This window comes from Streptomyces lydicus (assembly GCF_004125265.1).
Lineage (GTDB): Bacteria > Actinomycetota > Actinomycetes > Streptomycetales > Streptomycetaceae > Streptomyces > Streptomyces lydicus_C.
Genome location: NZ_RDTE01000001.1, coordinates 498,463 through 524,246, shown reverse-complemented (window position 1 = coordinate 524,246; position 25,784 = coordinate 498,463). Strand labels below are relative to the sequence as shown.

General features: G+C 69.2%; 22 protein-coding genes. 7 read left to right on the top strand and 15 right to left on the bottom strand.

Translation table 11 applies throughout. The features are described 5' to 3' along the window. Window positions 1-27: 27 nt before the first annotated feature. The 4 genes from D9V36_RS02290 to D9V36_RS02275 all read right to left on the bottom strand — a co-directional run bounded on the left by D9V36_RS02290 (window position 28) and on the right by D9V36_RS02275 (window position 2,541). The gene (locus tag D9V36_RS02290; protein ID WP_129292223.1) at window positions 28-426 is read right to left on the bottom strand and encodes a hypothetical protein; all 399 of its coding nucleotides are present in this window, start codon (window positions 424-426) and stop codon (window positions 28-30) included. A gap of 552 nt (window positions 427-978) precedes the next feature. Then, window positions 979-1,545, bottom strand: a complete 567-nt coding sequence (locus D9V36_RS02285) for a hypothetical protein (RefSeq protein WP_129292222.1) — start codon at window positions 1,543-1,545, stop codon at window positions 979-981. 33 nt (window positions 1,546-1,578) lie between these two features. Continuing rightward, window positions 1,579-1,776, bottom strand: coding sequence for a hypothetical protein (locus D9V36_RS02280; RefSeq protein WP_129292221.1), 198 nt, complete (start codon window positions 1,774-1,776; stop codon window positions 1,579-1,581). Between the two features lie 267 nt (window positions 1,777-2,043). Continuing rightward, window positions 2,044-2,541, bottom strand: a complete 498-nt coding sequence (locus tag D9V36_RS02275) for a hypothetical protein (protein WP_129292220.1) — start codon at window positions 2,539-2,541, stop codon at window positions 2,044-2,046. Between the two features lie 112 nt (window positions 2,542-2,653). Between D9V36_RS02275 and D9V36_RS02270 the strand changes: the two genes are divergently transcribed. From D9V36_RS02270 to D9V36_RS02240, 7 genes are all read left to right on the top strand, one after another. After that, window positions 2,654-2,935: a hypothetical protein gene (locus tag D9V36_RS02270; protein WP_129292219.1), complete on the top strand. Its 282-nt coding sequence runs from the start codon at window positions 2,654-2,656 to the stop codon at window positions 2,933-2,935. A 278-nt stretch (window positions 2,936-3,213) separates the two neighbouring features. After that, window positions 3,214-4,851 (top strand): hypothetical protein, encoded by a 1,638-nt coding sequence (locus D9V36_RS41680; protein ID WP_241720653.1) that lies wholly within the window; start codon window positions 3,214-3,216, stop codon window positions 4,849-4,851. Next, window positions 4,848-5,597 carry a hypothetical protein gene (locus D9V36_RS02260; protein WP_129292218.1) on the top strand — a complete coding sequence of 250 codons (750 nt, stop codon included), beginning with the start codon at window positions 4,848-4,850 and terminating at the stop codon, window positions 5,595-5,597. Before D9V36_RS41680 ends, D9V36_RS02260 begins: the two co-directional genes overlap by 4 nt. A 3-nt stretch (window positions 5,598-5,600) precedes the next feature. Further along, entirely contained in the window at window positions 5,601-10,178 is a 4,578-nt protein-coding gene (locus tag D9V36_RS02255) for a hypothetical protein (protein WP_129292217.1), read from the top strand. Further along, window positions 10,175-11,308: a hypothetical protein gene (locus tag D9V36_RS02250; protein WP_129292216.1), complete on the top strand. Its 1,134-nt coding sequence runs from the start codon at window positions 10,175-10,177 to the stop codon at window positions 11,306-11,308. Before D9V36_RS02255 ends, D9V36_RS02250 begins: the two co-directional genes overlap by 4 nt. Further along, entirely contained in the window at window positions 11,305-12,180 is an 876-nt protein-coding gene (locus D9V36_RS02245) for a 3'-5' exonuclease (protein WP_129292215.1), read from the top strand. The genes D9V36_RS02250 and D9V36_RS02245 overlap by 4 nt, the downstream gene beginning before the upstream one ends. 214 nt (window positions 12,181-12,394) lie before the next feature. Further along, window positions 12,395-12,670, top strand: coding sequence for a hypothetical protein (locus D9V36_RS02240; RefSeq protein WP_129292214.1), 276 nt, complete (start codon window positions 12,395-12,397; stop codon window positions 12,668-12,670). A 334-nt stretch (window positions 12,671-13,004) separates the two neighbouring features. Here the strand turns inward: D9V36_RS02240 and D9V36_RS02235 are convergent, their stop codons facing one another. From D9V36_RS02235 to D9V36_RS41675, 11 genes are all read right to left on the bottom strand, one after another. Then, window positions 13,005-13,412, bottom strand: coding sequence for a hypothetical protein (locus D9V36_RS02235; RefSeq protein ID WP_129292213.1), 408 nt, complete (start codon window positions 13,410-13,412; stop codon window positions 13,005-13,007). A 425-nt stretch (window positions 13,413-13,837) separates the two neighbouring features. Further along, complete coding sequence (locus D9V36_RS40600; RefSeq protein WP_164992827.1) at window positions 13,838-13,990, bottom strand: hypothetical protein; 153 nt, start codon at window positions 13,988-13,990, stop codon at window positions 13,838-13,840. A gap of 420 nt (window positions 13,991-14,410) precedes the next feature. Next, on the bottom strand, window positions 14,411-14,944 hold the full coding sequence (locus D9V36_RS02230; protein ID WP_129292212.1) for a hypothetical protein: 534 nt from the start codon (window positions 14,942-14,944) through the stop codon (window positions 14,411-14,413). 429 nt (window positions 14,945-15,373) lie between these two features. After that, window positions 15,374-15,820 (bottom strand): hypothetical protein, encoded by a 447-nt coding sequence (locus tag D9V36_RS02225; protein WP_129292211.1) that lies wholly within the window; start codon window positions 15,818-15,820, stop codon window positions 15,374-15,376. A gap of 778 nt (window positions 15,821-16,598) precedes the next feature. Continuing rightward, entirely contained in the window at window positions 16,599-17,834 is a 1,236-nt protein-coding gene (locus D9V36_RS02215) for an IS701 family transposase (protein WP_431357632.1), read from the bottom strand. 1,022 nt (window positions 17,835-18,856) lie between these two features. Then, the gene (locus D9V36_RS02205) at window positions 18,857-19,327 is read right to left on the bottom strand and encodes a hypothetical protein (protein WP_129292208.1); all 471 of its coding nucleotides are present in this window, start codon (window positions 19,325-19,327) and stop codon (window positions 18,857-18,859) included. A 1,098-nt stretch (window positions 19,328-20,425) separates the two neighbouring features. Continuing rightward, complete coding sequence (locus D9V36_RS02195) at window positions 20,426-20,620, bottom strand: hypothetical protein (protein WP_129292207.1); 195 nt, start codon at window positions 20,618-20,620, stop codon at window positions 20,426-20,428. 317 nt (window positions 20,621-20,937) lie between these two features. After that, the gene (locus D9V36_RS02190; RefSeq protein ID WP_129292206.1) at window positions 20,938-21,723 is read right to left on the bottom strand and encodes a hypothetical protein; all 786 of its coding nucleotides are present in this window, start codon (window positions 21,721-21,723) and stop codon (window positions 20,938-20,940) included. Between the two features lie 744 nt (window positions 21,724-22,467). Beyond that, a complete protein-coding gene (locus D9V36_RS02185; protein ID WP_164992826.1) occupies window positions 22,468-23,073 on the bottom strand; it encodes a TetR family transcriptional regulator in 606 nt (201 codons plus the stop codon). 1,692 nt (window positions 23,074-24,765) lie between these two features. After that, the gene (locus D9V36_RS02180) at window positions 24,766-25,281 is read right to left on the bottom strand and encodes a hypothetical protein (RefSeq protein WP_129292204.1); all 516 of its coding nucleotides are present in this window, start codon (window positions 25,279-25,281) and stop codon (window positions 24,766-24,768) included. Then, window positions 25,257-25,718: a helix-turn-helix domain-containing protein gene (locus D9V36_RS41675; protein WP_431357633.1), complete on the bottom strand. Its 462-nt coding sequence runs from the start codon at window positions 25,716-25,718 to the stop codon at window positions 25,257-25,259. Before D9V36_RS41675 ends, D9V36_RS02180 begins: the two co-directional genes overlap by 25 nt. Window positions 25,719-25,784 lie beyond the last annotated feature (66 nt).

The following is a 25,784-nucleotide window of genomic DNA, read 5'->3' as shown; positions in this document are numbered from 1 at the left end:
GGGTGAGGCGGGGTGGGTTGCCGGTTGTCAGACGGCGTGCGGGGTGATGGCGACGTTGTCGATGCGTGGGGCGTTGTCGGCGAGCTGGCCGAGCGCGGTCAGGACTTCGTGGCGGGTGCGGTCGCGGTGGAAGAGCCAGTTGGCGTCGTGCTCGCTGAGGTCGAGTTCGCGTCGGGCGACCTGGTCGACGAAACCGCACTGGTTCATGCCCGGCCGGTAGGTGATTCCGGCCGGGAGGAGGGTGTGGCCGGTGCGGTGGGCGGCGTAGCCGGCGACGCACAGGGTGGTGCCGCAGTGGTTGGGCGCGTTGAGGTCCTCATCGGGGTGCAGGACGTCGGCGCCGGTGATCCAGGCTTCTTGGTTGTGGTGGTCGGGACGCTCGGTGATGTCGGTGTGGATGAGGGCGGCAAGTGCGGCATTGGGCATGGCGCGTCTCCGTAGGTGAATGCGGGCGGGGATGGCCCGAGAGGGCATGGTCCGCTCGGTCGGGCCGGGTATGCACCATGGCCGTGTGGTGAGCAAGGGTCGCAACGCGCGGCTGCTGGACAGGCAGCCCCGTAGCCCACGCGAGCGGCCGGGGCTCGGCGAGTGGTGCGCGGTGCGGTGGTAGGGGGCTGGTGCCGTCAGAGATCCGCGGCGCCGGGGCTTGGGACTGGTCGGTGTGGCTGGGCATGAGTCGGCGCGAATCCGCGGTCCACTGGCCCGGGCTCCTGCTATGCGGGCAGGAGTCCGGGGCGCGGGAGAAAGCCGAGCGTTGGTCAGCCGATCGCGCCGCCTCTCGGCGGGGCCAGGTGGGCCCAGCGGGGGTGCGTTCGACTTGGTAGGCCAGTGCGTGTCGTGGGTGCGCGGGCCTCGGGCGGGGTCACGTGGTGAGCGCGGCAGTCAGCGGGTTGGTCTCCTCCCACCTCTGTCGCGTGCTGACCGCCCGGTGGTGCAGCGGGCCGTCCGTGTGCCGCAGGGACAAGTGCAGCAAGGTGGTCATGGCTGGCCTCGGTACCAGGTGAGAAAGTCTTCGGCACGCTTTTGGTCGAAGTGCATCGTCAGCTTGCCGTGGTCGTCCAAGTGAGTGGTGACCCCGTCGGCCTGTCCCTCTGCGGTAGTGGAGCCTGTCCATCGGGCGGTCAGGGAGAGCAGGCTTCCTGCGGCTGGGCCTGTGGCGGTCAGCTTGAGGATGACGGTCAGCGTCTCGTCGTCCAAGGCAATGTGGGCCACATCGCAGGGGACGGCGAGGCACAGTCGATCGAAGAGGTCTTGCAAGTCGGGCACGGTCGTGCCGAAGGCATCGGCGTTCGCCTGGGCTTGCGCGGTGCGCTCGTAGAAGGTGTCAATCAACCTCTGTGCGCTGTGGCGCAGGCGGAGCTCGGCGATTTCCTCCATCGCGCTAACGGTGCGGTCCGTTGTGCCCAGCTGGGGCTCAGAGAGGGGGTGAAAGCCGATCTCGCGCTGGACTCCGTCACCGTCTCTGAGGGTGAGGATGATCAAGTTGGCGACGGTGTGAAGTTTGATCGTCCACTGGTCTGGCAGTGGCTTGGGCGAAGTGGTCATGAGGTCTCCGGGCGGTGGGGGCGCGCGGTTCGGTCACTCTGGCGTGACGCGTTGCCAGGGGTCGCGGTCATGGCGCTGGACGAGGTATACGCCGGGCCACACCGTGCTGCTGTCGGCCAGTTCGGCGGTGGCCCGCCTCAGGGATCCGTGGCCGAGAGGTTCGATGTCCGGGTGCTCGGTGGAGGCTATGCCGTACTCAATCCGGGGCTCGTCTCCGGTGGTGGTTTCCACGGCATTGGTTTCCTTTCTGGCGGCAGACTGGGCATATGTGCCCTCTTGATGATCCAGCCACAATAGGTGCGGCGGTGAGCAACAGCCGTGGCTGGTCGCCGCTCCCGCCGATGCGCTGACCATGTCCGGCTGGGTGCCAACGACCGCAACTCGTCGTACCGTGCGGGTGCGTGGCGCGGACCGGGCGCGTTCAGCCGCTTGGGTGTGGGTGTGTGGGCCAGGAGAGCTGTGCCCCGGGCCAGTTGGGGCCAGGGGCACAGCGGGTAGTCACCCGGGGAGGGTGATGGGACGGACAATGTGCTCGGTACCGAAGCAGGTCACGCGCAGTTCCCCCCGGTACCAGTGGTGCGACGCTTCGGCGTGCATCCACAGGGCGAGTGCCTTTCGGGTCGTGGGGCGGTCGTGTGTGGTCGTGGTGGGCTCGCCGGACTCGTCGGGGGAGGTGACCGCGTACGCGATGGCCCCCTTGAACGTGACATCGTTCAGCAGGTTTTCAGCGCGCTCGCGGGACCACTCGTCCTCGGCCTCGTCGGTGCAGGTGACGCGGCCATACACAAAGTCGGCGTAGGGTGCGCGGTTGCCGCAGCGGCTGCACTCGAACGCGTAAGCGCCGCCGCTGATGCTTTCGCCAGCATTGGCGATGCGGTGCGGCCCGGCCGGCAAGCTGCCTTCTGCGGTCTCGGCGGGGGCCGGCGGCGAGGTGTTGGCGGTGAGGTGCGGGGCGACGCCGGCTGCGGCCTGGTCTGCGTCTGACGGGATGGGCACTGTTTCGGGGTCCTTTCGTCGTGTGGAGGGGTGTGTGGCAAGAGCATGCGCAGCGTTGAGGGCTAGCACCGCAACCGACCTGGGGTCTCGTTCAGGCAGCCGCGGACGCGGGGTGCGGTGGCGGCATCCCGTTCAGGCGGGCGGCCGGGTCGAACGGCTCAAGGGCGCCGTCCGTCGCAGCCTCGGCCAACAGCTCGACCAGTTCGGCACCGCCGACCTCGGCACCCGCGTCGATGAACTCACGGCGGAGAACCAGAGTCTTCAGGCTCAGCGCGATCGCACCTTGGCCCAGGTCAAGGCACTCACTGTGCAGCTCAGCGAGGCCCAGGACGATCTCGCGGGGGCGCGGGAGAGCCTGCGTCGCATGATTCGGACGGAGAACGTCTCCTCATAGCCGGGCAAGGGAACGCGAAGAGCATGTGGACGCCCTGCATCCGCAACCATTGACAACACTCATGCAGTTGCCCTGAAACCGGGCCGCGACTGCCCGCCGCATACGCTGGCTGCGGCCACCGTCGCCCATCATCTGAACGGTGTAGGCCAGGATGTTCCTGCGGCCCGATATCCCTGGGCCTGGGATTTCCCATTTCCTCATTCTGGCTGCGCACCAAATGGGTTACCTATTGCCCCATAATCACACGCTTTGTCATTGCTTGCTGCTCCACTGATGTCGTGACAGAACACAAGAGGTTCCCCGACGGCTTCGACCACGCCGAGGAAGACGGCTGCGATCCGATGATCCAGGCCCTTCTGGATCGCGAGGAGCGGCGGCTGCTCGCCTCAGCGTCGGCAGTTCCCGACGGCGTTGATGAGTGGCGGGCGCTGGTGGCCGAGGTTGGCTTCGTCCGACGCAGTTCAGTCCTGGCTCGCGGGGCCCCGTTGCACCGGATCGATCAGCGCCAGGCGTGGCAACGCTTCCCCCGCGGCCTTTACGACCCGCGCACCCTCGCTCTGGCCGCGCTGGAGGCGGTGGTGAGCCGGCAGGAGATGGAGGCGGAGGCGACGACGGAGGAGGTGGTCGAGTTCCTCGCGTCCCTGGCGGCGTCTGCGGCGCCCGAGCGGGGAGCCTCCGAGCATCTGGCGGTAGCCCGGTTTGTCCTGCGCGAGCTACTGAATGACGCGCAGCACGGAGAAGAATTCGAGGTCTCCTACAGCGACTACCGCACGGGGCACAGCCGGGTCACGCTGTCGCTGCGGATGCTGGAGGAGGGCATCGGTAGGCGTGGCCAGGCGGTGCTGCGGGCCACGACCCCGGCCATCAACCTGCTGCTGTCCGGGCTGGAGTACGACCTGGAGGACGAGCAGGCAGCGAAGGACACCATGCTGCGCCGTCAGGTGGCGAGTGGTCGGTGGGGACGCGCGGAAGAGAGCGCGGCCGAGAGCCTGAAACTTTCCCTCATGTACTGCGAGCGGGTGCGAGCGGTGCTGGAGGAGACCGAACGCGATGTGCGGGCGGTGGACTGGAGCCGGAACGTGCCCGCGCTGCTGACGGCGTCCCGCGAACACCTCGGTGAGCGCCACCGGGTGGAGCGCGACCTGATGGAGTACATGCGCGGGGTCCGCAACGCCGTGGAAGACGCCGACGTCCGGCGTACCTGTGAGCGGGTCCTGCGGCTGCTGGGCCGGGCTCATCTGCGGCATACGCAGCTGTTGGAGAAGGTCATCGATGCCCGTCCGGCGTTCTTGCGGTCCCAGGCCGCGCAGCGGTTCCGTCCCCCGCCGCGTCTGGCTCTCGTGGGAGTGCAGGAGGACGTGCTGGAACCATTGCTCTGCCTCGGGACCGAGGACGCCGCAGTGATCGCGAGTCGGTTCGCCGATGCGGTCGGCGGTCCCGTGGTCTCACATCAGCCGCGGCTTCAGGATTGGTGGGCGTCGCTGCTGGCCCCGGCCCGGGAACCACAGGAGACAGTGCCCGACGAGGACATCGAGCTGATCGCCGACGACCCGGGCGAGCTCTCTGCCTACACCCAGGAGGACCTCGCTGTGGCGCGCACTGTGCTCATGGAGGCTCTGCGTGCTCCGGTACGGCTGTCCCAGCTTCTTGCCCAGGCGCTGGTTCACACGGTGGAGGCCGCGGACTTGCTGGCCGTCTCCGTGCTGCGGGCCTATGCCCCCGATCCCGAGGAGGACGAGGAGGACGACGCCGCGGACGAGCTGGCGGACCTGCTCGGTGAACTCGTGGTGGTGCTCGATGACGGCGCCGTCTTCGACCTCGGCCCACTCGCCGGCAGTGACCTGCTGCTCGTCCCCACCCAGCCACTGATCCCCGATCCCACGTATGCCGAGGACGACTTGGAGGTCCTGGTATGACCACCAGCACGTCTGCCTACTCGCCCGCCGACCTGGCCGACGCTGCTGTGCTGGTGCGGTTCGGGTGCCAGCCGCGCCTTCGGCCCCTGCAGTTCGCACAGTACCGAGACCTGCTGCAGCGCTACCGGATGGATGGAGCGTTCCGTGATGCGGCAGACGCCGCGGCGGACGGTCTGGACCTAGATGTGATGGAGGCGCACACGGTTGAAGGGCTGATTCTGCATCCTCGGGAGGGCTCCTGGTTGTCCTATCGGCTCAAGGACCACCCGAAGCTGGGGGTCAACGACCGCCTCGTCCTCGGGCTCGCCCATGTCGCCATCGCCGCCCGCGCCTACCCCACGGCCGGGGATCTGGAGGAGGAGACCGTCAAGCGGGTCTCGCTCACGGATGTCGACGACTTTCTGCGGCGGCTCACCGCCAAGCTCCGCGAGGCGGCCGTGGACGCAGACGGCCTGCCTGTGCCACACCCCGAACTCCAGGCTGCCTGGCAGCTGTACACCAAGCTCCCGCCCTCCCAGCTGACACGCAAGAAAGGGCAGCTGTCGCAGTCGAGCACCCAGCGGGTGATCAAGGAGGCACTGGACTGGCTGGTGGAGCAGGGCATGGCCTACCGCGCCGACGAACTCGGGCCCGGGACCTACCGGCTCGCCCACCGCTTCCGCGTCCAGGTACGCGAAGCAGCCGCCTCGGCGGCATACACAGCGCTGTGCGACCTGCGCCGCGCCCACCTCGCTGAGGAGGACTGACTCGTGTTCCAAGTCCGACGCCTTCGTCTGGAGAACATCGGCCACCGTGCGGCCGGATTCAAGTCACTCGTCCTGGACCTGCTCGGAGGACCCAGCTCAGTCGACGGCCGCCCCCTCCAGCCGGTCGATGTGATCTTGTGGCTGCGCAATGGCGGCGGCAAGTCGAGCCTGCTTTCGCTGCTCTTCAGCCTGCTGCTGCCGGCCAAGAAGGACTTCATCGGAGCGGCCAAGGCCAAGTCGCTCGCCGAGTACGTCCCTGACGGACAGGTCTCCCACGTGATCGTCGAGTGGGGCGACTCCGATCGCCCCGCATCCGGCGCCGTCCTCCTCACGGGAGGGGTCTACCAGTGGCGCGACCGCCAGTGTCCGACGGACCCGAGCAGCAACTGGGAACGTCTGGAGCGCCGCTGGTACCTGCTGCGGCCACTGCCCGGCGGACTGGAACTGGACTCCCTTCCGGTCCGCACCGAGGACGGTCAGCTCACCATGAGCACGTACGTCAAGGCGCTGGAGGCGGCCAACAAGACGGAGCGGCGGCTGCAACTAGCCGTAGCGGACGAACAGTACGAGTGGGAGGAGCATCTGGGAAGCCATGGCCTGGACCCCCAGGTCTTCAAGATCCAGAAGGCCATGAACCAAGAAGAGGGCGGCATCACCGATCTGTTCAAGTTCCGCACCGCCGAGGAGTTCGTCGACTTCCTCATCGACATGGTCGTTGATCCGGCCGCGCCCATTGCGGCGCGTGCAGCCTTGTCTAAACATGCTGACAAGCTGGCCGCCCGTCCCTCGCGGGAAATGGAGGAACGCTTCCTCGCCGAAGCTGTTCTGCGGTTGAAGCCGGTGCAGAAGAGCACGACAGAGGTCGCTGTCGCCGAACAGACGCTCTACCAGCAAGCCCGGCTTGCCCGGCGTGCGGGCGAGCACATCCAGACCCAGGCCGAACGTCAGGCCCTGCAGGCAACCGCCTTGCGCCGCGAGGCGGACACCGCTGAACACGAGGCGCGCGAGGCCGAGGGCCGGGTCGAGGAGCGGAAGCAACGCGTGGCCGAGATCAGGGAGGTGGCCGAACGGCTGCGGATGGCTGACCACCGGCGAGACCATGCCGCTCAGGTCGAGGCGGTTGCCGGCGCGGAACGTGAGGCAGCGGCCTGGAAGACTGTCCCCTGGCTTCTGGACCTGGCAGGCCAGGAGAGCGAACGCCGCGAGGCCAAGCACCTCTTGGCCTGCGCCCTCAGCGAGCAGGCCCCGTTGCGCGAGGCCGTGGAGCACGCCGGGGCCGAACTGTACGCCAAGCTTGAAGAGAGCCTTGCACGGCTTGCGGTCGAGTCCGATCGCAGCCGTGCCGTACTCGAGACAACCGCCGCGCAGGCCGAGGCGGGCGAGCGGGAGTACGAGGAAGCGACCGCCGCCGCCGGCCGGGCCGAGAGCCGGGCGGCGTCCGCTGAGGAGGCCCGTAAAAAGGATCAGGCAAAGCTGGCGGCTGCCCGCCGCACCGGCCTGCTCAACAAGCAGGAAAATCCCACCGAGGCCTTGGCGCGGCTCGTTCACGAGGAAGAAGCAGCCACGGAGCAGGCTGAACAGGCGCGGCGCCAGGTGGAAGCGGCCCGCGAGCAGGCCACTTCCATCGCGGCGGAGCGGGTCTCCTGCACCGGCCGGCTCAGCACCGCCCGGCAGCAGCATGACCAGGTGTGGGACCAGTTGAACACACTTGTCCAGGAGCGCCGCGATCTGGTTGCCGATCTCCGCCTGAGGGAGCTAGCTGGGATCGGGGAGGCGGACGGTGAGCTGGACTTGGACAGTGTCGGCGTCGACCTCGTCGCGATGCTGACGGACCAACTGCTAACCGCGGACAAGCAACTGGCCGCCGAACACGTTCAGGCGTTCGAGGACGATCGGCTGCGTGACGGTCTGGTCCAGGACGGCTTCTGCCCGCCGCCTCGCGAGGTTGAGCAGGCTGTCACCGCGCTGCGGGAGCTGGGCGCCCCGGCGGTCGCAGGGGTGCAGTTTTTGCGCGAGACCGTACCCGCCCACCAGCACGACGCCGTCATCGCGGCCATCCCCCACCTGATCGGTGGCGTGATCATCTGCGGACCGGTGCCCGGCGGTGATCTGGCGGCACTGGCCCGGCGGGCCGATGTCGTGCTGCCGACTCCGATCTCCATTTCCACCGATGGTCAGGCCAGCAGCCTGCTGTCCCAGTCCCTTGGTGACATTGCGGTGCTGCCGCTGCGCCCCTCGGTGCTGGATGCCGAGGCCGGAGAGGAGGAGCTACTCCGCGTTAGTGCCCGCCTGGCCACAGTGGACGAGCGTTGCACGGCCATCGTTCAGCGGCGGGAAGCCGATCGCGTTCTTTGCGGGCGGCTGCGCAGCCACCTGGACGCGTTCGACGCGAGGACACAGGCCTGTCTAAAGGAACGTCTCCAGCAGCTCGACGAGGAGGTGAACGCGCTCACCGAGCGTACGAGCGTTCTGGCGCGCCAGGCCGCCGATGCCGAGGATGCCGGGCGCCAGGCGGAGGGCCGGTCAGCCCAGTACACGGCTGCGTTGCGGGCACTCGCCGCGGCGCTCCCTCAGGTCCAGTCGCTGGTGGAGACGGCCGGCGCGGTGGAGCACTGGGTATCGCAGCGGCAGCACGCTCAGGCCGAGGCCCGGGAGTACCGTGTGGCCGCTCAGGCCTGCAAAGACCGCTGGCAGGCCGCCTTGGAGCAAGAGCGGGGTGCACAAGCAGCTCTGCGGCAATGCCAGGACCGTGCAGAGCGCTGGAAGGGATGGACGCACGAGGTCCGGCAGGATCTGTCCGACGAGGTCCTCGACGCCGCCTGTCCGGCCGCCGTGTCCGAGGGCAGCGTGCAGGCCCTGCGCGACCGCTGGGCACAGACCCGCCGGGACTGGCTCAACGGCATCAGCGACACCGCCCTGCAACAGCGGCTCACTAACGCTGAAACGGCCATCAAGAACCTCAACGAGAAGCTGGTCGAGGCCGGCTCTGCCGCACGCGCTCAGGCCAACGAACTCCTGGACCAAGCCGAGACGATGGACGCCGAGCACCTTGCTGCCCGCATCGCCGTTGCCAGCGGAACCCTGAAGGACGCGGAGCGTGCGGAGACGGAAGCGGGGCTGCTGCTGCGGCAGGTCACCGAGGACCACGAAGAGGCGGCCGCCGCCCTCGATGACTTCCCCGGTGCGAAGGTGCCGACCTTCGGCAGCACCCAGGAAGCGCAGGAGCAGCTGCAGGAAGCCCGGCGCTTGCTGGAACAGGACCGCGCCCTCGCCCAGGTGCGGCATCTGGACGCCGAGAAGATCCACCGGCGCGCCGACCAGGCTGGCAGCCACGCCGCGCAGCTTCGGCAGTCAGTCAGCGCCCTCAGTGCGGCAAGCGACCATCCAACCCCTGACCAGGATGCTGATGGTGCCCCGGAAATCACCGTGGACGCTCTCCTGCTCGAACAGCACGGGCTGTCCGCTGTGACCGCGCAGTCGCTGCAGCCGCACGACGCCGAGCAGATCAAGGACGCCCTCGTCCGCGAGGTCACTCAGGCTGACCGCGCCCTGGAGAGAGCCAGAACCGCCCTGCGCAAGGACGTGCAGAAGGTGGAACGGCTCGCACAACAGCCGGAGTACCTACAGATCGTCGACGGCCGACTGCGCGAACGCCTGCAGCACGACCTCACCACCCCCACCCGGCTGGTCACACTTCTGGAGGACATCGAGGAGCGTGAACGGCAGGTCGTCGCGCTGCTGGCCGAGTCCGCCGAGGACCAGACCCGCGTCGTGGACGCCTGTACGAGCACGGTCGAAGCGGTCCTGGACAGCGTGGAAGAAGTCGCCCGCCACTCCCGCCTCCCCAAGAATCTGGGGAGCTGGTCCAACCAGCGGTTCCTGTCTCTGGAACTGCGCCAGCGTGCCACAGGCGACGAACTGGCCCGAAGACTGTCCGCCGAGGTCGACCGTCTCATCGCCACCCTGCCGGCCAAGGCCGCAGGACGAGCCAGCGCCCTGCCCGAGGCGATGCCCCTGGCCAAACGACTGGTGCTGGCAGCCCTCGGAGGCCACGGCAACATCATCGCGAAAATCATCAAGCCCACGCAGAGCCTGGACACCGTCGAACGCGAATCCGTCACCGAGATCCAGAAATTTAGCGGCGGCGAACTGCTGACCGTATCCGTGCTGCTGTACTGCACGCTGGCCCGAATGCGTGCTGCTCAACGCGATCGGCGCATCCCCGGCGGAGTGGGCACGCTGGTGCTGGACAATCCCTTCGGGAAAGCCAATTACAGGCCCTTCGTCGACCTACAGCGCCGTGTCGCCACCGCCCACGGCATCCAGCTCGTCTACACCACCGGATCCAACGACCTGCCCGCCCTGGGCCGCTTCCCCCTCATCATCCGCATGCGCAACGGCTTGGACGTGCGCACCAAACGGCGCTACGTCCAGATCCTCGACCGGTACGGCGACGCCGTCGTGGCCGGCGTTGCCCGCGCCCAGGACGACGGCATCACCTCCGCCCATCTCCTGCGCCGCGCCGTCCTGCGCACCGAGACAGACCCAGACACTCGGGCCCCCGAGCAGGACGCCGGATGAACGCCACCGATCACATGGCCGCGGTCCTCGCCCAACAAACCCGCCAGCGCGTCGACTTCGACGCGCTGGCGGGCGCCGCCGATGCGGGCGACTCCAGCCTGGCCGCCTCGCCCCGGCGCCGCCGCATCCTCGCCGACGCCGCCCGCGCCTTAGCCCACCGCGGGCTGGCCACGCTGCCCAAGGGAATCGACGGCTGGGACCACAGCGCCCACCCACCCCTGCCCCGATGGGTCAAACGCCCGCCTGCCGCCCGACCACCCCGCCACGAGCCCGCCCCCCACGCCTATGTCGAACAGCTACGCTTCGCCACCACCCTGCGCCTGACCGCAGGCGACCACGCCCTGCTCGGCCCCGTCAACGCGCTGCTGCGCGACCAGCCGGACGCCGAAATCATCCCGTTGGCCGACCGCTCCTACGAGCTGTACGGTGACGAGAAACGCCTCAAGAACATCGAACGCCACCGCCTCGTCACCACGGGACTGCTGGACCTCACCCTGCACCTCCGAGCCCGGCCCACCCCCGCCCCACTGGCGATGTATGAACTCGGGCCGGCGCCCTGGCTGCTCATCGTCGAGAACACCGCCGCGTTCACCAGTCTGCGCGACATCCTCGGCACCTGGCCCGACCGCAGCCAGGTCGGCTGGCTCGGCTTCGGAGAAGGCGACCACCTCATCGCCTCCCTGCCCACCGCCCAGGCCTCCTTCCGCGAGCGCGACCATCCCGTAGACACCCTGCTGCTCTACGCAGACCTTGACCTCAAGGGCCTGTGCTGCGCCCAGAAGGCCAGTGAGCGCGCCCACGCCGTTGGTCTTCCCCCGCTGCAGCCCGCCGCCGGCCTCTACCGGGCCCTCCTCACCCGCCCACCGCGCTCTCACCCACCCATCCCCGCCGACGACGCGCAAGCCGCAGCCACCTGGCTGCCGCCACACCTCGCCGCCCCAGTCGCACAGTTGCTCACCGATGGCTTGGTCCTGCGCCACGAAGCCCTCCCGCTTCCCCAGCTCCGCTCCCTCCTCACCCCAAACGCGCCGCTGCTGCCCCAGATCCGCGACACGGCGCTGCCCATCATGCCGGTGATCTCGCAGCTCCCGCCTCGATCCGCATCGGCATCGAGAGGGCCCAGCACATGAACCCCCGCCACCCCCCGCCATGCCTGTCGGCCCCCAGCACCGACCTGTCCCACTCCGACCCACAGACCTGGAGCGACATCTTCATCACGACCATCGACACCGTCCCCGTCGAATGCATCCGGCCAAGCGACACCGACCGGCCCACCTGGTGCCTCTACACCCCAGGGAGCTGCCAGCCCGAGGACTACCTCGGCACCCTCCACGCCCGCGACACCGACGGCCTCTGGCACGTACAAGCCACCGATGAACGCCACGCCTCATTCGCCGACGCCGTCCGTACCCTGCGCCGTCCACCCACCTGGCCCCGCGAACGAGCCCACGCCACATGGTGGGCCCGCCGCCTGCTGGCCGACCCGACCCTGCTCATCATTGACATCCAGACCACCGGGCTCACCAACCCCTTCGCCGCCCAGATTGCCGCGGTCGATGGCAGCGGGACGCTTATCCTGAACGAACTCCTGAACCCGCAGGCCGGATTCGAACCCGAAGCCAGCGCGCTGCACGGCCTCACCGAGGAAAGCACCTGTAACGCCGCCACCTTCAACGACCTGCTGCCCGTGCTTGCCGAGCTCTTCCACGGGTGCCACCTCGTCGCCTACAGCACCTTCGACCACGCCGTCATCGTCCGCGAGCTGCACCGCCGCCTCAGCGACCCTGTCCGTGTCAGGGCATGGCTGAACAGCAGCCACTGGCACGATGCCATACCGCCCATCTCCACCTGGACCGGCCTGTGGTCCACCCGGTACCACGCCTACCGCCACGTCAAGCTCGGCGGCCACTACGAAGCCGTTGCCAACTGCCACCTCCTGCTGCGCCGCCTCCAACAGCTTGCCAACCACCGGACGGAGACCTGCCCCGATGCCCCGCCCTGACCTGCCGCTCCCCCCCCCAACGAGCCCATCACGGCTGCCGTCTACCTGACCGATGACCCAGCGCCGTGGGCGGCGGAGCCGCTGCATTGGCGAGCAACGTGCCTTACATGCCTTGCCTGACTCCAACTCTGTGACCAGCCGTGGAACTTGACAGATGCAGATAGTGTCCTAGTTCGCAGCCGTCTTGGTGGTACACGGGTCCGGTCGGATCTTCGTGCTTGGCTTCCCATTCGCGCAGTTCGTCACCGGCCAGGCGCTCGGGGGGAAGCGCACCGTGGAACCAGTCCTCGGTGATGCCGAGCTGCTTCTGCTGGGCGTGCGTGAGGTCGAGGACCTGGTGCTCGGTGGCCGCCTGGACCGCGAACGCTTCGGGATGGTCGAGGTGCACGAATGCGTGGTGGAACTCGGCGAGGCAGGCGACCATGCGTTCTGCCAAGAGGTGGGCATGGACTGCATCAACGCGCGGTGCAACACGAGGAAGTTGCTGTAGGAGAGGCCGAACCAATCGTGGACGGGGCCGTCCGTCGGATTCGCCGAGGGCGCCGCCGGGGGTCGAAGTCGGAGGGGCGGCGGCGCGAGCAGCCCGACAACGGGCTCGGCCCGACGCGGCGTGGCAACGAGAGGACAGCCCGCCCCTGTTCAGCGGGGCGGGCTGTCCTGTGAACAGGAGACAGACAGGGTCGCCTTGTTCAGGCGGCGGACGGTGTGCGGGCCGGGCTTGGGAGAGCGAGCTGCTTCGGAGTACTCGTGCCTCGTGGCGTCGGCGTGGACGGCTTCCCTCTGTCGGTGTCGGCAATCTGGCGGCGCAACTCGATGCTGGCTAACTAGAGCGGCTCGGGGCTGGCTGAGACGAGGGGGCCGAAGCGGGCGGGGTCCAGGTAGCGGAGGGCGGTCACGATGGCCTGGTTGTCCTCGGGCCAGAACGGGCCGTCGCTCGTGGCGAGTCGGTCGGCCGCCTCAGGGTCCGCGACGTCGTGGGGGGGGGCGCCGTGGGCACGCTGGGCTTGGCCCATGATGAACTCGAAGAGGCGGGCGGCGATCTGTTGGCGGGCGGGGGCCGTCTCCCACTGCTCGCTGTCGGGCCAGTGGCCAAGAGTGAGGGTGCCGTCGGTGCGGAGGTCGAGTCCGGCCAGCGCGCGACCGTCGCAGTCAATCTGGATCGGGGCGGGTTCGTCCGGGTCGGTGACCGTGACCGTGATGGTCTGGGTGCCGGTGCGAATCTGGAAGTCCATCGTATGTCCTTTACTTGGATTGGGCCCAAAGGTGGTTGATGTCGTGTGCAGTGGGCTCGCGGTTCGGGCTGGTCGGCGTCGGCGGTGTCTTCCCTGGTGCTGGTTTCCTTTCTGCCGAATCCAGGTCCGCTCCGGGCCAGTTGGCCAGCGCGGTGGTCGTTGCCAACGCCACTGCACTGTGCTAGGCCGGAGATGCCTTCGCCCGGGTCGGAGTGGCGTTCTCCGCTCCGTATTCGTAGACCAGCGCGTACCGATCACAGGAGTTGATCCACACGGTGTACCCCCTGCTTCGACCTCCACGTAGGTCTCCGGACCGAGGTCAGGGCGGCGGGGCCGGTCGGCGTGACGTCGCCGGCCTTGGCGGTGGGGGCGTCGGGAATGCGGGGCGACCGGGCGAAGTCGTCCTCGCCCGGGGCGGAGGAGAACTAATCGGAGTTGGGGGCGTTGTTGTGCAGGAAGCCGAAGGCTCCCGGGCCGGCGCCGGGACGGAGGTGGGTCGTGAGGTGCTCGCACGGGAAGGTGTGCGTCTGCTTGGGCGCGTTGTAGCTGTCGCCGTCGTAGTAACGGGCGTCGGGCACAAGGCTGGTGGACGCGGTCTCGGCACCGGGGTGTCCTCGATGCGGATGGTGACGGTCGTGGGGCGCGGGCGAGGTGTGGTCACAGCCGGACTCCTGGTGTGGTGGGCGACGGGTGCGTCCGGGCCGCGTGGGATGGGAAGGGAGCCGCGTCCATCGCGCGGCCCGGCCGGGCCGGTAGCCCACAGAGCACGAAGGGGCATGGTGGGCGTTTCCGGTTGATGGGACTGTCGTTGGTGGCCGGGTTAGCCCTGCAAGCTCCAGGTAGCGCCAGCTCGGCCCGGAGGCCAGGGAGGCGCGCGGCAGCGGGACCCCGCTCAGTGGCCGACGTACGTCGCGTGGTCGGCGTGGCGCTCCGAGGGTGGGCATGAGACGGCCCCGGCCCGCGAGTGCGGTGCCGGGGCCGAAGCGGGAGCGAAGGGGTCAGGGTTCGTTGCGGTGCAGCGAAACGGCGTGTGCTTCCTCGCGGCCCCGTGCGTAGAGGTGGTCAAGCCCGTCCGGGTGCTTCGTGCACTGCTCGGCCGTCCATCGGTACTCGGCGGCGCCCAGGGCAAAGGCGGCCTGTCCGGCAGTGTGCGGCACGTGGGCGCCCCACTCATCCCAGGGCCACAGGCCCCCGATCTCGTATCGGCCGTGTTCGTCCGGCCGGACGGTGCGAGTACCGTCCTTCCCCTCCTCGTGCTCGGCTGTCCACGTGAACGTGAGCGCGTCGTCGTCGGCGAACGCGGCTGTCATCCCGCACTCGTCGCGGTGCAGATCCTTCACGATCTGCTCTGCTGTGGCGCGGGTGAACAGGTGCGCGCTGTTCGGCGTCCAGAAGTCGTGTAGCGGGAGTCCGATGTACGGCCCGTACCCGCTGTCCTCCACGGTGAAGAGCTGGATGGACAGGGGGGTGCCGTCGGCCCAGTACGTGTGGCGCGGCTCATCGGTCGGGACGGCATCGGGGGTGGTGTTCATGGCGGTGGGCATCCTTCCTGGGCGGGGTGCGGGTGCCGGCGGGCGGTCGTCTCGGCGCCTGCGGCGCCTCTGTGGGCCGGGCAGACCGCCGGGCCGCGCGGGGCGGGAGGGGCCCGCTTCGCCGCGCGGCTGGCCGGGTCGGTCGCTCACAGCGCACGAGAGGGGGCTTCTGTGCGGGACGTGACCGGCTGCGCCCGACTCTGGCCCGCAGGCGGATTAGCCCCACAACTCCCGGAACGGGCCCGGCTGGTCGGGGAGCGGCCGGGCCGGGTCACGCCGGGGTGGCGGCCGATGTACACCCGCGCGCTGGCGCACCAGGCGTCGGAGGCCCTTCGCGGGCGCGGCGTGGGGGTGGCCCCGGCACCCCCGGCACCGCGAGCGCGGTGCCGGGAGGGCGCGAGCAGGGCGGGCGCGGGGAGCAGCCTGTCCTCACTCGGTCGCAGTGACGGCCGCGTTCGCGGAGGCCATCTGCTCGGCCAGCGCGAGCAGATGGGTTAGCTGCTCGTGGGTGAGGTAGTACCTGCCGGTCTCCTTGTTGCCGGCCGCCCCTCCGATGGCGTCCGTCGAGGTGATGTTGACGGACTTGAGGCCCGCGAGGCGCTCGCGCTCGGCTGCCCTGGCCTTACGCTTCTCCAGCTCATCCCACAGGAACTCGGCGATCTCGGCAGTCCTACCGGCCTTCCAGCCGTCGGCGCGGCGGACCTCATAGCCGTCCGGGTCTGTGATGACGATGGCGCCAACTTTCTCACTCGACATGTCGCTGAGGAGGACTGTGTGCCCGGTCTTCGTGATGGCCTCGACCCTGCCGAAACCTTTGTACTTTCTGGCAAGGCTGGCGATCTCGGCAGCGAATGCGCGGCGCTGGTTGGTGGCCATTTGCCTCCCCTTTCTGTTGGTGTTCGCTGTTTCTGTCCGGTGACCGCTCCGGCCGCCCGGGTCCGGCGGAACATGCCTCCAGGGGGACGGGTGCGGCGCCTTGCGCCGACGCCGGGGACGCTCCAGGCACAGGGACGGGCCGCCCTCTGGGCAGCCCGGCAACCGGGACTCGACCGAAAGGTGAGGATCTGCGGGAGCGTCCTTCCGGCCAGACCGACACTGCCCCGGGCGGAGTCAAGCCGCGCAAGGCCCGGCGACCGGACGTGCGGCGGCCCCGATCCCGGTCGGATGCCGGAGGTCGGGGCCTGTGCGTGGGACATTCAGGGGCGGGCGTCCGAGCCTCCCTCTTCGAATTCGAACGCGGTGGTCGCGGTGGTCACGAAGTCGAGGTGTGCCGAATTTTGCATTGGGTTACGGTTGCCCGCAGCCCGTCCAGGACGTGCAGGAATCGAGGGCATAGCCCGCTGGGTGTCACCTTCATGAAGCCTGCTGGGCAGTGTGAGTCTGCCGTGCCGGGCGCTGCCGGGCTGGGGCGGCCCGAAGGGGTGGGGTGAGGTGTCACCGCTCCCTCCGCGCCGCTGGACCGTGGAATAGGGCGCGGCTAGTACTCCAGCAGCGGTTCGCTATCGGGCCTGGTCAGAGGCATCGTCGGGAGTGTAGTTGGCTGCTGGCATGCCCGGGGCGGTCTTGCCGGACCGCCCCTCCAACGAATGACATCGTCGTCGGTAGTGACAATGCCTGGCCACGGCCTGACGCCTTCGCCGCCATCGCGACCATCTCAGCGCATGGATGTGAAGTGGCGTGCGGGGCCGGTGTGCGGGACCAGTTGCCAGGAGCCGGCGGACTTCTGCCACGGTGAGCGGAACCAGGGTGGAACCGTTTCTGCATCCCCCTTTGTCGCCGCCCCTGCCGCCGTGGCCGCGAGAAAGGCATGCGCGAGCATGGCCAGGGTGATGTGCCTCATCCAGCCGACGTAGCGGCGGACTTCGTACTGGTCCAGGCCGCACTCGTTCTTCGCGGCCTGGAAGCATTCCTCGATCGCCCACCGGCGCCCGGCAACGCTCACGAGCCGGTCGACGCTGGTGCCCACCGGCGCGTATGCGAGGAAGTAGGCGACCTGATCGGGTCTGTTGATACTGCGCCGGGCCAGCGCCCAGCGGTGATGGGTGGGCCGCTCACCGTCGAAGTCCTCAATCACCGGGAGCTGGACGGCCGCCCAGTCATAGACGCGCGGGCCCTTGGCGCCGTCGCCGCACGAACGTTGCTCCCATGCCTCATCCGGCGCCTGGCTGAAGAGATAGTCGATCCGGCCGAAGCGGGGCACCGGCTGGGACTTGGGGACGGCGAGCACGTAGCCGACTGCGGCTTCTTCCAGCATCCGGCGAAAGCGCCACTCCTGGCCGTAGGCGGCATCCGCGGTCACCCAGGCGATCGGCAGCGGGGAAGCGAGTGCGCGCAGCACCACTGTCCTGGCCAGCTCTGGTTTGGTGGCGAAGCCCCTCTCATCAGGAATCTTGGCGGCGCGGCAGCGCTCGCGGTCGTCCGTCCAGGACTTGGGCAGATACAGCTCGCGGTCCACCAGGGCGCGTGCGCGGGTGGTGGCGTAGGCGGCGAAGACGCCGATCTGACAGTTCTCGGTGCGGCCGGCGGTGCCGGAGTACTGGCGCTGCACCCCTGCGGAGGTGGTGCCCTTCTTGATGAAGCCGGTGTCGTCGAGGATGAGGACTCCGTCGGCCTCGCCGAGCTTGTCGGCCACGTATGTCTGCAGGTCGTCGCGGACATCGTCGGCGTTCCAGGTGGCTGCGTTCAGTAGTCGTTGCAGGCCGTCGGGGGTGCGGTGGCCTGCGTGTTCGGCCAGTTGCCAGCCGTTTTTGCGGCCGACCGGGCCGAGCAGGGCGCGGACGTAGTCACGCATACGGCGTCGCAGGTCGGCGCGGCCGAAACGGTGGCCGATGCGCAGGAAGACGTCGTCGAGTTCACGGTCCCAGGTCGAGTTGGCAAGGTCATCGATCACGCGAGGAGGCTGCCCTCATCACCGCGCAGACAGTTCTCGATGTCATTCGTTGGAGGGGCGGTCCGGCAAGACCGCCCCGGGCATGCCAGCAGCCAACTACACTCCCGACGATGCCTCTGACCAGGCCCGATAGCGAACCGCTGCTGGAGTACTAGGTGTGAAACTCCCGGAGGACAGGAGGGCAGCCCTCAGCGCCGGGGGGGGAGCCGGTGTGTTCCTCGCGGAGCAGAGTCGAGCAGTCGAGATTCGGGATCGGGACGGCGCCCGCCGTACGTCCCGGAGAGCGTCATGCAGTCGCAACCGCCATGCCCCGTGCCGGATGGTGGCCTGCTGCATGCTGTGCCGCCGCTCCAAGGCGTCACGGGCGTCTTGAGCCACGGTGCGGCCCGGACAGCGCGAGCGGGCGAGGCGGGAGCGGTGGCGGGTAGTGGGACGAGCAGCCTTGCGGGTCCTTAGGCGCGGAGCGTGGCGGTCATGGCGTAGTCCTCGAAGTTTGTGTGGGGACGGGGCTCTGGGGCCGGGGACAGGTGCGCGGCGGCCCCGGCGGCTCGGGGAGGGGGACCCACCCACCCCCGGGCCGGTGTCCGCAGCGCCGGATCGGGGCCGGCGCTGCGGGCGTCAGGCGCAGAGGGCCGGGGTAGCTGTTGCGGCGGGGCGGAAGGAGACGTCACCGACAAGACGGGAGTGAAGGGTACCGATGCCGGTGGGCAGTTCCAGGTTGACGCTGACAGTTCGGGTGCGGGCGGCCTGCCAGGCCAACTGGCGCAGCCGCGGCCCGGAGACCGAGTCCTGCGAGAACGCGCGCTCGGCGAGCAGGAGCAGGAGCAGTTGCCTGGCACCGTGTCCTGGCGTGCCCTGGTCCAGGAGGTGGGCCAGGCTGGCAAGGGGCCGGCAAGGCGAGCAAGCCGACCGGCGCGACCCGACGCGGCTCCGGCAATCCGAAGTTGGCCCACCCTGTTCGCAGGGGCGGGCCATCCGGTAGTGGCGCGGGCCGAGCCCGGGCGCTCCGGGAGTCGACTCGGTCAGTCGTTGGTCTGGGTAGGAGCCACAGGGCGTAGGTCCGTGAGCAGGGGCGCGCCGCTGGTTCCGTCCTCATGCTCGACGCGGGCGACGACGTCGTGATCCGCGATGAAGACGTCAGCCAGTCGTCCCCGGCCTCCGGGGACGCTCCGGGGGCCGTCGGGGAAGGCCACCGTGCGGGCGTCGTATTCCACGAGGTCCCCCAGGAGGTGGCCGGACGCCTGGGCGGCGGCCCGGACGGCGGATGCGCTTTCGCGAGTCACCTGCCAGCTGCTGGCGTCGGTGCGCACCAGCCAGTGACCGGGTTCGGCCAGCAGGTCGCCTTGGGGGGTGCGGATGAGCAGGGTGGTGGTGGCGCCCATGCCAGAGGGGTGGTGGAAGTCGATGCCGTCCCGCATGAGGGTGCCGATGAGCCGGCCAGCGGCCGCGAGGTCGGCAGGCTGCCATTGGAAGATGGGGCGACTACTGGTCATGACTGCTCCCTAAGTTGTTAGCCGCTCAGGAGGCCGGGAGGCACGGGCCCGGCGGCCGCCGGTCGCGTGCAGCACGTCGTAGAGGGCTCGCGCGGGGCGTGGTCCGGTGAAGCGACGGTGGTCGAGACCGGCCCCGGTCGGGACTCTCGCCGAATGGGTGGGAGCCGCGTTCTCGATATCCCACATACTGGCTCGGGAGCAGCCAAGCCGCACAACCCTCGCGGCCTCGGGAGCAGCGACGTGGGGGCGTGGGGCAGCAACACGGCACCCCCAGACGCTAGTCGTCTCTTGGGGGCTCGTTCTGTCGCACCTGCTGCGTCTGGATCGCCGCACGGATCGCCGGGTAGAGGTCCCCGTGCAGGGCGCACCTGCGATGCGGTTGAACGCCAATGCCAAGGCCTCATCTGTGGGATTCTTGACGGGATGCTCAGCAAGCCACTTGGCGGCGAGCTTTTGCACACGCGCCGTCCGGGCGCTCGGCCACTGGCCCCGGCCGTTGAGTGCTTCACGGACCAGTGCCTGGCCCTGAGGAATCGACTCCAGTGCCTGCCAGCCGAGCTGGTTCTACGGCGAAGCACAGCGTCACGTCGTCGCTCCACTCGATGCCGTACGGGTCGGTGTGCCACCTGGTGTCGGAGATGAGGACTGGGTCGCAGGCGTACAGAGTTCGTCGAGCAACTTCGATGTCGATCGCTGGGCTGCGGGGTGTGTCGGTTGCCGGGGAAGGCATCCGTGTGCTCTCTCCGGTGCTTCCTAGAGCGGGTGCCTGTTCTGCAGGGTTCATGCAGTTCTCCTTGGAATCGTCACAGTGGCGGTCCGCGGTGCCCACCGCGGCGTCGCAGCTAGGGTCACGCCGAGTGTGGGTGCTGATTGCCATCGGTGACAGGGCAGGGGGTGGGTCAGCTGAGGCACGTGGCCGTGTGCGGCACGGGGGGGGGCTCACCGCATGCGGAGGGATCAGTGCAGGAGGGTCCTTCCGGCAGCACCGACACTGCCCCGGGCCGGGCCAAGCCGCACCACCCTGATCGAGGACGTCGCTGTGGGCGGCGGGCGGGGCGGACACGAAGGGCCCCTCGTTCACGTGAGCGGGGCGGGTGGTCAGTTGGCGGGTTCGTCGCCCTGCTCGGGGCTGTCGTCCAGGTCAACGGTCAGGTTGGCGCCTTCCGCAGGCCGCAGGAGTTCGGCGAGTTTTCCGAGCACAGCGCAGAGCGCGTCGTCATCGAGGTCGACGATCGTTGAGGTGCCGTGGTGGTGCAGCGTCGCGTCGTGGACGCGATAGTCGGCGTGCCCCATGCCCAGGTCCCAGTTTGGAGTCGCGGGTGTCGAACACAGCGAGCGTCCAGCGGGCCCGTCGGCCGGCGTGAGCGGCCGGACAGGCGGACGACTGCGGTGCGCAGGGCGTCCTCCTCAGCATCGGCGTCGGTCTCACGCAGAAGAGGGTGCAGCGGTCGGGGCAAATCCCACCGTGGATGGCAGGCGGCAGGCGTGGGAGGGCCCCGGCGTCGCGAGTGCGGGCCGGGGTCGGGACAGGTCAGAGGCCGCGCGCGGTGTGCAGACGGCCCGTCCCGCGGGTGCGGGACGGGCCCGTCACGGGGCAAGTGGCGCGGGTCTCAGGTCTGGGGGGTGAGGGGCGGGCGGATGTGGAGAGCTTCGGGCCCGCGCCGGTCGACCTGCCAGTTGGCGGTGCGGAAGGCGTCGGCGACCGCGGTGGCGGTCTTCTTCCGCTGCTTCGCGGCAGTGTCCTGGGGCGCGGCGATGTCGATGCTGAGCCAGCCGGGCCGCCACGCTACGGGGACGGGCGGGGTCGGGCCGGGCACCTCCGCGTGCACGTAGGCGTCGATGCTCGGGGAGGTGAAGCCCTGGAACCACAGGTGCTGGGCGGCGTGGGTTTCGGCGGGGGCGTGGGTGGGGGTGTCGCGGATGACGCCGTGGCGTACGTGGAGGAGGTGTTCGCCTACGGTCCAGGAGTTGTGTTCGGTGGCGTCGTATCCGGCCTGGCGCAGCCAGGCCAGGGCGAAGCGGGCCCGGGAGGCGGACGCGTTGGGGAGGTGGACGGTGACGCAGTCGCCACCGCAGCATTCGGTGTTGGTGACGAAGGTGAACTCGTCGGCGTAGTCGGGACGGTGGGGGGTGTGGAGCGCGGGGCCTGCGCCGAGGAGGAGTTCGGTGACGGTCTCGGCGGTCGCCTCGGGTGAGATCAGACGGGGCGGAACTGCATCGACCTGGTAGACGGGACCTTCGGGGTCGATGCCGAGGGCGTTGAGGAACCACTCGCTGACGATGGTGACCGTCTCGTCGGCAGGCCAGTCGGTCCCGAGCGAGAACAGGCGGCGGGCGAGGGCGGCGATGTGCCGCCCGTCGGGGCTGGTGGGGTCGAACGTTCGGACCAGGGGCATGACAGGGCTCCGATCAATGTGATCCGGCGGGGCTCCGGCGGGCGCGGTCACGGACACCGCAGCCCGCCCTGCCCGGCGCCGGTGGGCGGGTGCACTGTGGCGCGGCAGTCGGCAACACCCGCAACCGGCGACAGGCCGGAGGATGCGGCACCCCCTTCCTACGCAGGGCATTGGCTCAGAGCGCGAAGGCCCGTCGGGGGCCCGCCCGGTCGGACTTGGGGCCGGAGGGCCGGAACCGCAGTCCGAGCGGACGGGGCAGTGGAGCGGGCGTGCGGATGGCCCGCCCCACGGACGCGGGAAGTCCCGGGCTATGGGGCCGAGTACAGGGCGGGCACGGGTCTGGCATGGCGGTGCAGCAGGAGGGCGCGGGGCACGTGCCGGGCGGCGCATGCGCGGTCAGGGCGCGAGGGTTTGGCACGGTGTGACAGCCGGAATGCGTCAGCCTCTGGCTACGCGATCGCGGAAGCCGGAGGCCAAGAGGGTGGGAGTCCCGCCGTCGCCGGGCCGCCCCACACCGGCTGACGCGCGGGCGCTCCGCTCTGCTACCGCAGCGCGGCCATGTGCCGGCCCGAGGCAGTCCAGGGCGCGCGGTCCGGCGCGGCAAGCAGGCGTTCCGGCCAGGCCGCGGGGGCTGGGGCCCGGACATGAAGGGGCCCGCCCTCGCCAGCAGCGGCAGGGCGGGCCCAGACATCGCAGGGGTACTGTTCGCAAAAGCGCTTCTCACGGGGCCGCGGCCAGGAGCTGCTACGGCACCAAGTGGGTGAGAGCTGTGTGGAGCAGCTGCGCGGTGCTGGTCTGGACTGTGGCGGCATCCAGTGACCAGGCGGCCAAATCCGCTCCGTGGGCGGCAGCTTGTGTGACCGTCAGTACCATTGTGGCCACTGCAGAGGTGATCACTCGTTCTGTGGCGCTGGGGTTGGCGGCGCGAGCGGCCCGTTCCAGGTCGCAGCGCAGGCCGTCGAGGAAGCGGATGCGCAGCGTGGTGAAGCGTTGGTCGCCTTCGGAGGACTTCATGTCGATCACGCGCAGTACGGCCCTGTGCCGTTCGTAGAGGGCGAAGAATTCCTGGACCAGTTCCCTCGGGGCTGGCTGCCGGGACGTTGACGCGTTGTCGGAGCCCTCATGTGCGATGTCCTCCGCCAGGGTCAGGATGGCCTGGTCGATGTCGGGGAAGTACTGGTAGAACGTCGCGGCTGAGGTGTTCGCCCGGCGGGCGATCTCCACGATGCTCGCTTCTCGGTATCCGGTGGTGGCGAGTTCATCCGCGAGGAGCTCAAGCAGGAGGAGCCGTGTCCGGCGGCCGCGCTCGCCAACCTGTCGTCCACAAACGGTCAGGACAGTGTTTGTCATTGTTTCTCCTAGCATCATCGGTATCGGTGAAGCGGCAGGAAGTTGTCGCCCCGCCAGAGGTAGGGGTGTGGCCGGGAGCCAGTCGGTGTTCCGGACGATGACTGGTGTCCGGGTAAGTCCCGCAACACCCGCACGTAGAGCGGATGTTGCGGTCGTGGTACGACGCGGCCGTGTCCTCGATAGACCTGGCGATGAGGTGTGCCGAGAACCTGCGGTCAGGGCATGGCGCGGCCTCTCCGCCCGGAGGGATTGGGTGGAGAGGCGGGGCAGTCAGGGGGTACGCGTTGGGAGCTGCTTCGGCGCATGTTGGGTCAGCCATGTGCGGGCGGCATGTCGTTCGGGCGCTTCGGGGAAGGCGAGATAGAACTCCAGGACTGCCAGGTGGCGGGCCGCCGGGGCGCCGAGGGGAAAGACACGACGTCGCAGTGTTCCGTCGGCTGAGACTCCGGTGATCCGGTCTTCGGCCAGTGTGTACGAGGGAGTGACTGCGATTTCAATGTGTTCGCCGGCCGCGTGTAGCACGGGGCAGACCTGCAGGGCATAGGCCGCACAGAGCTGGTGGAGTGGAGGCTCGATGTAGTACGGAGCGTTGGTCTCTCCGATGAACACTAGATGTGCCGTGGGCTCGATTGTCTCGCTACACGTTCCGCAAAGCCGCTGGACCATGGACTGCCGTTGCCGGGCCGGGCATTGCTCACCGAACCTCGGTGTGCCGCGTCCTGGTGTACAGGGGCAGGTGACGTGTGCGCCGAGTTCGGGGCTGCGGCTCACGAGGATCGAGCCGTCGTCGTCGGGCTCATACCAGGCGGCGCTTGCGGGCACCGGGCGTCCGGCAGTGTTGCGGGGTAGGCGAGCAACGGAGGCTGGTTCAGGGACGCTTCGCCAAGAGAGGCTCATTGATCACTCCAGCTGGAGGAATAGAGGTGGGTGCGTGCTGGAGGCAGCACAAGCAAAGGGGTGCGGCTGGTCGAAGTGGGGAGTGCCGGGCCGCCCCGCAGGGCGGTCGGTGGCAGCCCTGCTGCCGGACTGACCAGGGGCCGTGCGGGTCCGTGGTCCGGCAGGAACACGCTGGCTCGGGCGTGGCATAGCCGCGCAACTCCCAGGCCACCAGACGGAAGGCCGGGCACGGGCCCGGTGCGGCCTGTCCCTGGATCAGGGAGTGAGGGTGCGGCGCGGCTGGCGGCCGGTTGGCGGCGCGTGCCTGCACGCCGGGTCTGACGGCCCTCGGGGCGGCTCTGCGAGTGCGGCCAGGGGGAAGCGTGAAGGGGTGGTGTGAAGGAAGGTCCGAGGTCCACACGGACGGTGGGATTGCACCGAGCGGGCTTGGGAGCGGGCAGCCTTGGCGTCGGGGCCGATTGGCTGGCGGGGTGGATGGGTCAGCATGCGGCAGGGGCCAGCGAGGCTTGGTCAGCCTGGGTGGAGACGGCCCGCCCAGTGCGCGCGGTGGCCGCCTTGGCCACCGCATGGCGGACCGAGATCCAGCGGGATTCGGTCGATATGGCCGTCGGCGCCGCGCGCCAGCCAGTTTCTGTCACTGAGCAGCGCACCGGCCCGGCACCGAGGTCCTCGCGCAGCACGGTGTACGTGAGGCCCCTCGTGTTGCTTCGCCATGCTTGCGGGGAGTCCTCGGGGGTCGTGACCCAGTAGCCGTCACGGCCGAACGCGTCACGTGCCGTCGTGCAGGGTGCGCACCTACACGGGCTCGCCGTTGTTGTTGTCCGATGCGGTGGCCCGGTGCGGGGGCATGGTGTCGTTGACGTGCTCCGGGTTGGGTTGGATGGTCGGCCGGTCGGTGTCCCACAAGTGCACGCCCTTCAGGTGCAGGGAGCGGGCCATCGCCGGAGAGATCAGGCCCACCTCGGTCACCGTCTTCTCACCCCATGGAGCGGCCTCGATGGTGTCTTCGCGCCACAGTCGGTAGTCCGGGTGCGGCCGGTGGACTGGTAGGGCGTCTACCTGCTCGCGGATGAAGTCCTGGGAGGCGACATCGCCGGAGATCGTGAAGTAGTGGATCCGGTTGCGCACGTATCGGCCTTTGTCCTCGTCGTATCGGAAGGCGGTCCTTGTGGCACGCATGGCCGCGTAGACCTCGCCGACGTAGTTGAACGCGAGGTGATCGGGTGCGTCATGCCCGGGGTTCCCGTTGCAGTCCGGGTGCAGGTGCAGGGAATGTCCTGCCTGATTCATCGCGTACAGGTTGATGGCCATCGGCGGTCTCCGTTCAAGGTGGTCGGGTGCTGGCCGGGACGGCATACGTCTGGGGCGGGCGTATCCTTCTGGCTCCGCCGGACACAGACACTGCGCCGGGCGGGGCCAAGACGCGCAAGGCCCGGCGGCCTTGAGCCAGCGCCGCGAAGTGGAAACGGAAATCGACCCGTAGCTGGCCCGGGCGACCACAGCTCCGGACACGACCAGCGCGATGCGTCGCACCGGTCTCGGCGGGGAACTGACGAGCCGCGCCTTGACCTCGGCAACCTGCAGCGCAGTGAACGAGGCCGGCCGGACCGCTTGCGGTTGGCCAGGGCGGGCAGGCCGCCAGCGGCAAAGCGGTCCCGCCAAGTGCGCACAGTGTCCACGTGCAGCCGCGTCTGCGCGGCTATCAGAGCGTTGGAACGCCCGCGGTGACACTCGGAGACGGTCAGCACGACGGGCACAGCAGAGATGAGAGGCACGGGAGGAAAGCGGCCGGTCCTTCGGGACCAAACAGCCAA

What these genes read in the sequence shown, in the direction of transcription:
- D9V36_RS02290 (WP_129292223.1), bottom strand. Translation starts at nt 426, where the DNA reads ATGCCCAATGCCGCACTTGCCGCCCTCATCCACACCGACATCACCGAG.
- D9V36_RS02285 (WP_129292222.1), bottom strand. Translation starts at nt 1,545, where the DNA reads ATGACCACTTCGCCCAAGCCACTGCCAGACCAGTGGACGATCAAACTT.
- D9V36_RS02260 (WP_129292218.1), top strand. Translation starts at nt 4,848, where the DNA reads ATGACCACCAGCACGTCTGCCTACTCGCCCGCCGACCTGGCCGACGCT.
- D9V36_RS02250 (WP_129292216.1), top strand. Translation starts at nt 10,175, where the DNA reads ATGAACGCCACCGATCACATGGCCGCGGTCCTCGCCCAACAAACCCGC.
- D9V36_RS02245 (WP_129292215.1), top strand. Translation starts at nt 11,305, where the DNA reads ATGAACCCCCGCCACCCCCCGCCATGCCTGTCGGCCCCCAGCACCGAC.
- D9V36_RS02235 (WP_129292213.1), bottom strand. Translation starts at nt 13,412, where the DNA reads ATGGACTTCCAGATTCGCACCGGCACCCAGACCATCACGGTCACGGTC.
- D9V36_RS02230 (WP_129292212.1), bottom strand. Translation starts at nt 14,944, where the DNA reads ATGAACACCACCCCCGATGCCGTCCCGACCGATGAGCCGCGCCACACG.
- D9V36_RS02225 (WP_129292211.1), bottom strand. Translation starts at nt 15,820, where the DNA reads ATGGCCACCAACCAGCGCCGCGCATTCGCTGCCGAGATCGCCAGCCTT.
- D9V36_RS02205 (WP_129292208.1), bottom strand. Translation starts at nt 19,327, where the DNA reads ATGACCAGTAGTCGCCCCATCTTCCAATGGCAGCCTGCCGACCTCGCG.
- D9V36_RS02195 (WP_129292207.1), bottom strand. Translation starts at nt 20,620, where the DNA reads ATGGGGCACGCCGACTATCGCGTCCACGACGCGACGCTGCACCACCAC.
- D9V36_RS02190 (WP_129292206.1), bottom strand. Translation starts at nt 21,723, where the DNA reads ATGCCCCTGGTCCGAACGTTCGACCCCACCAGCCCCGACGGGCGGCAC.
- D9V36_RS02185 (WP_164992826.1), bottom strand. Translation starts at nt 23,073, where the DNA reads ATGACAAACACTGTCCTGACCGTTTGTGGACGACAGGTTGGCGAGCGC.
- D9V36_RS02180 (WP_129292204.1), bottom strand. Translation starts at nt 25,281, where the DNA reads ATGGCCATCAACCTGTACGCGATGAATCAGGCAGGACATTCCCTGCAC.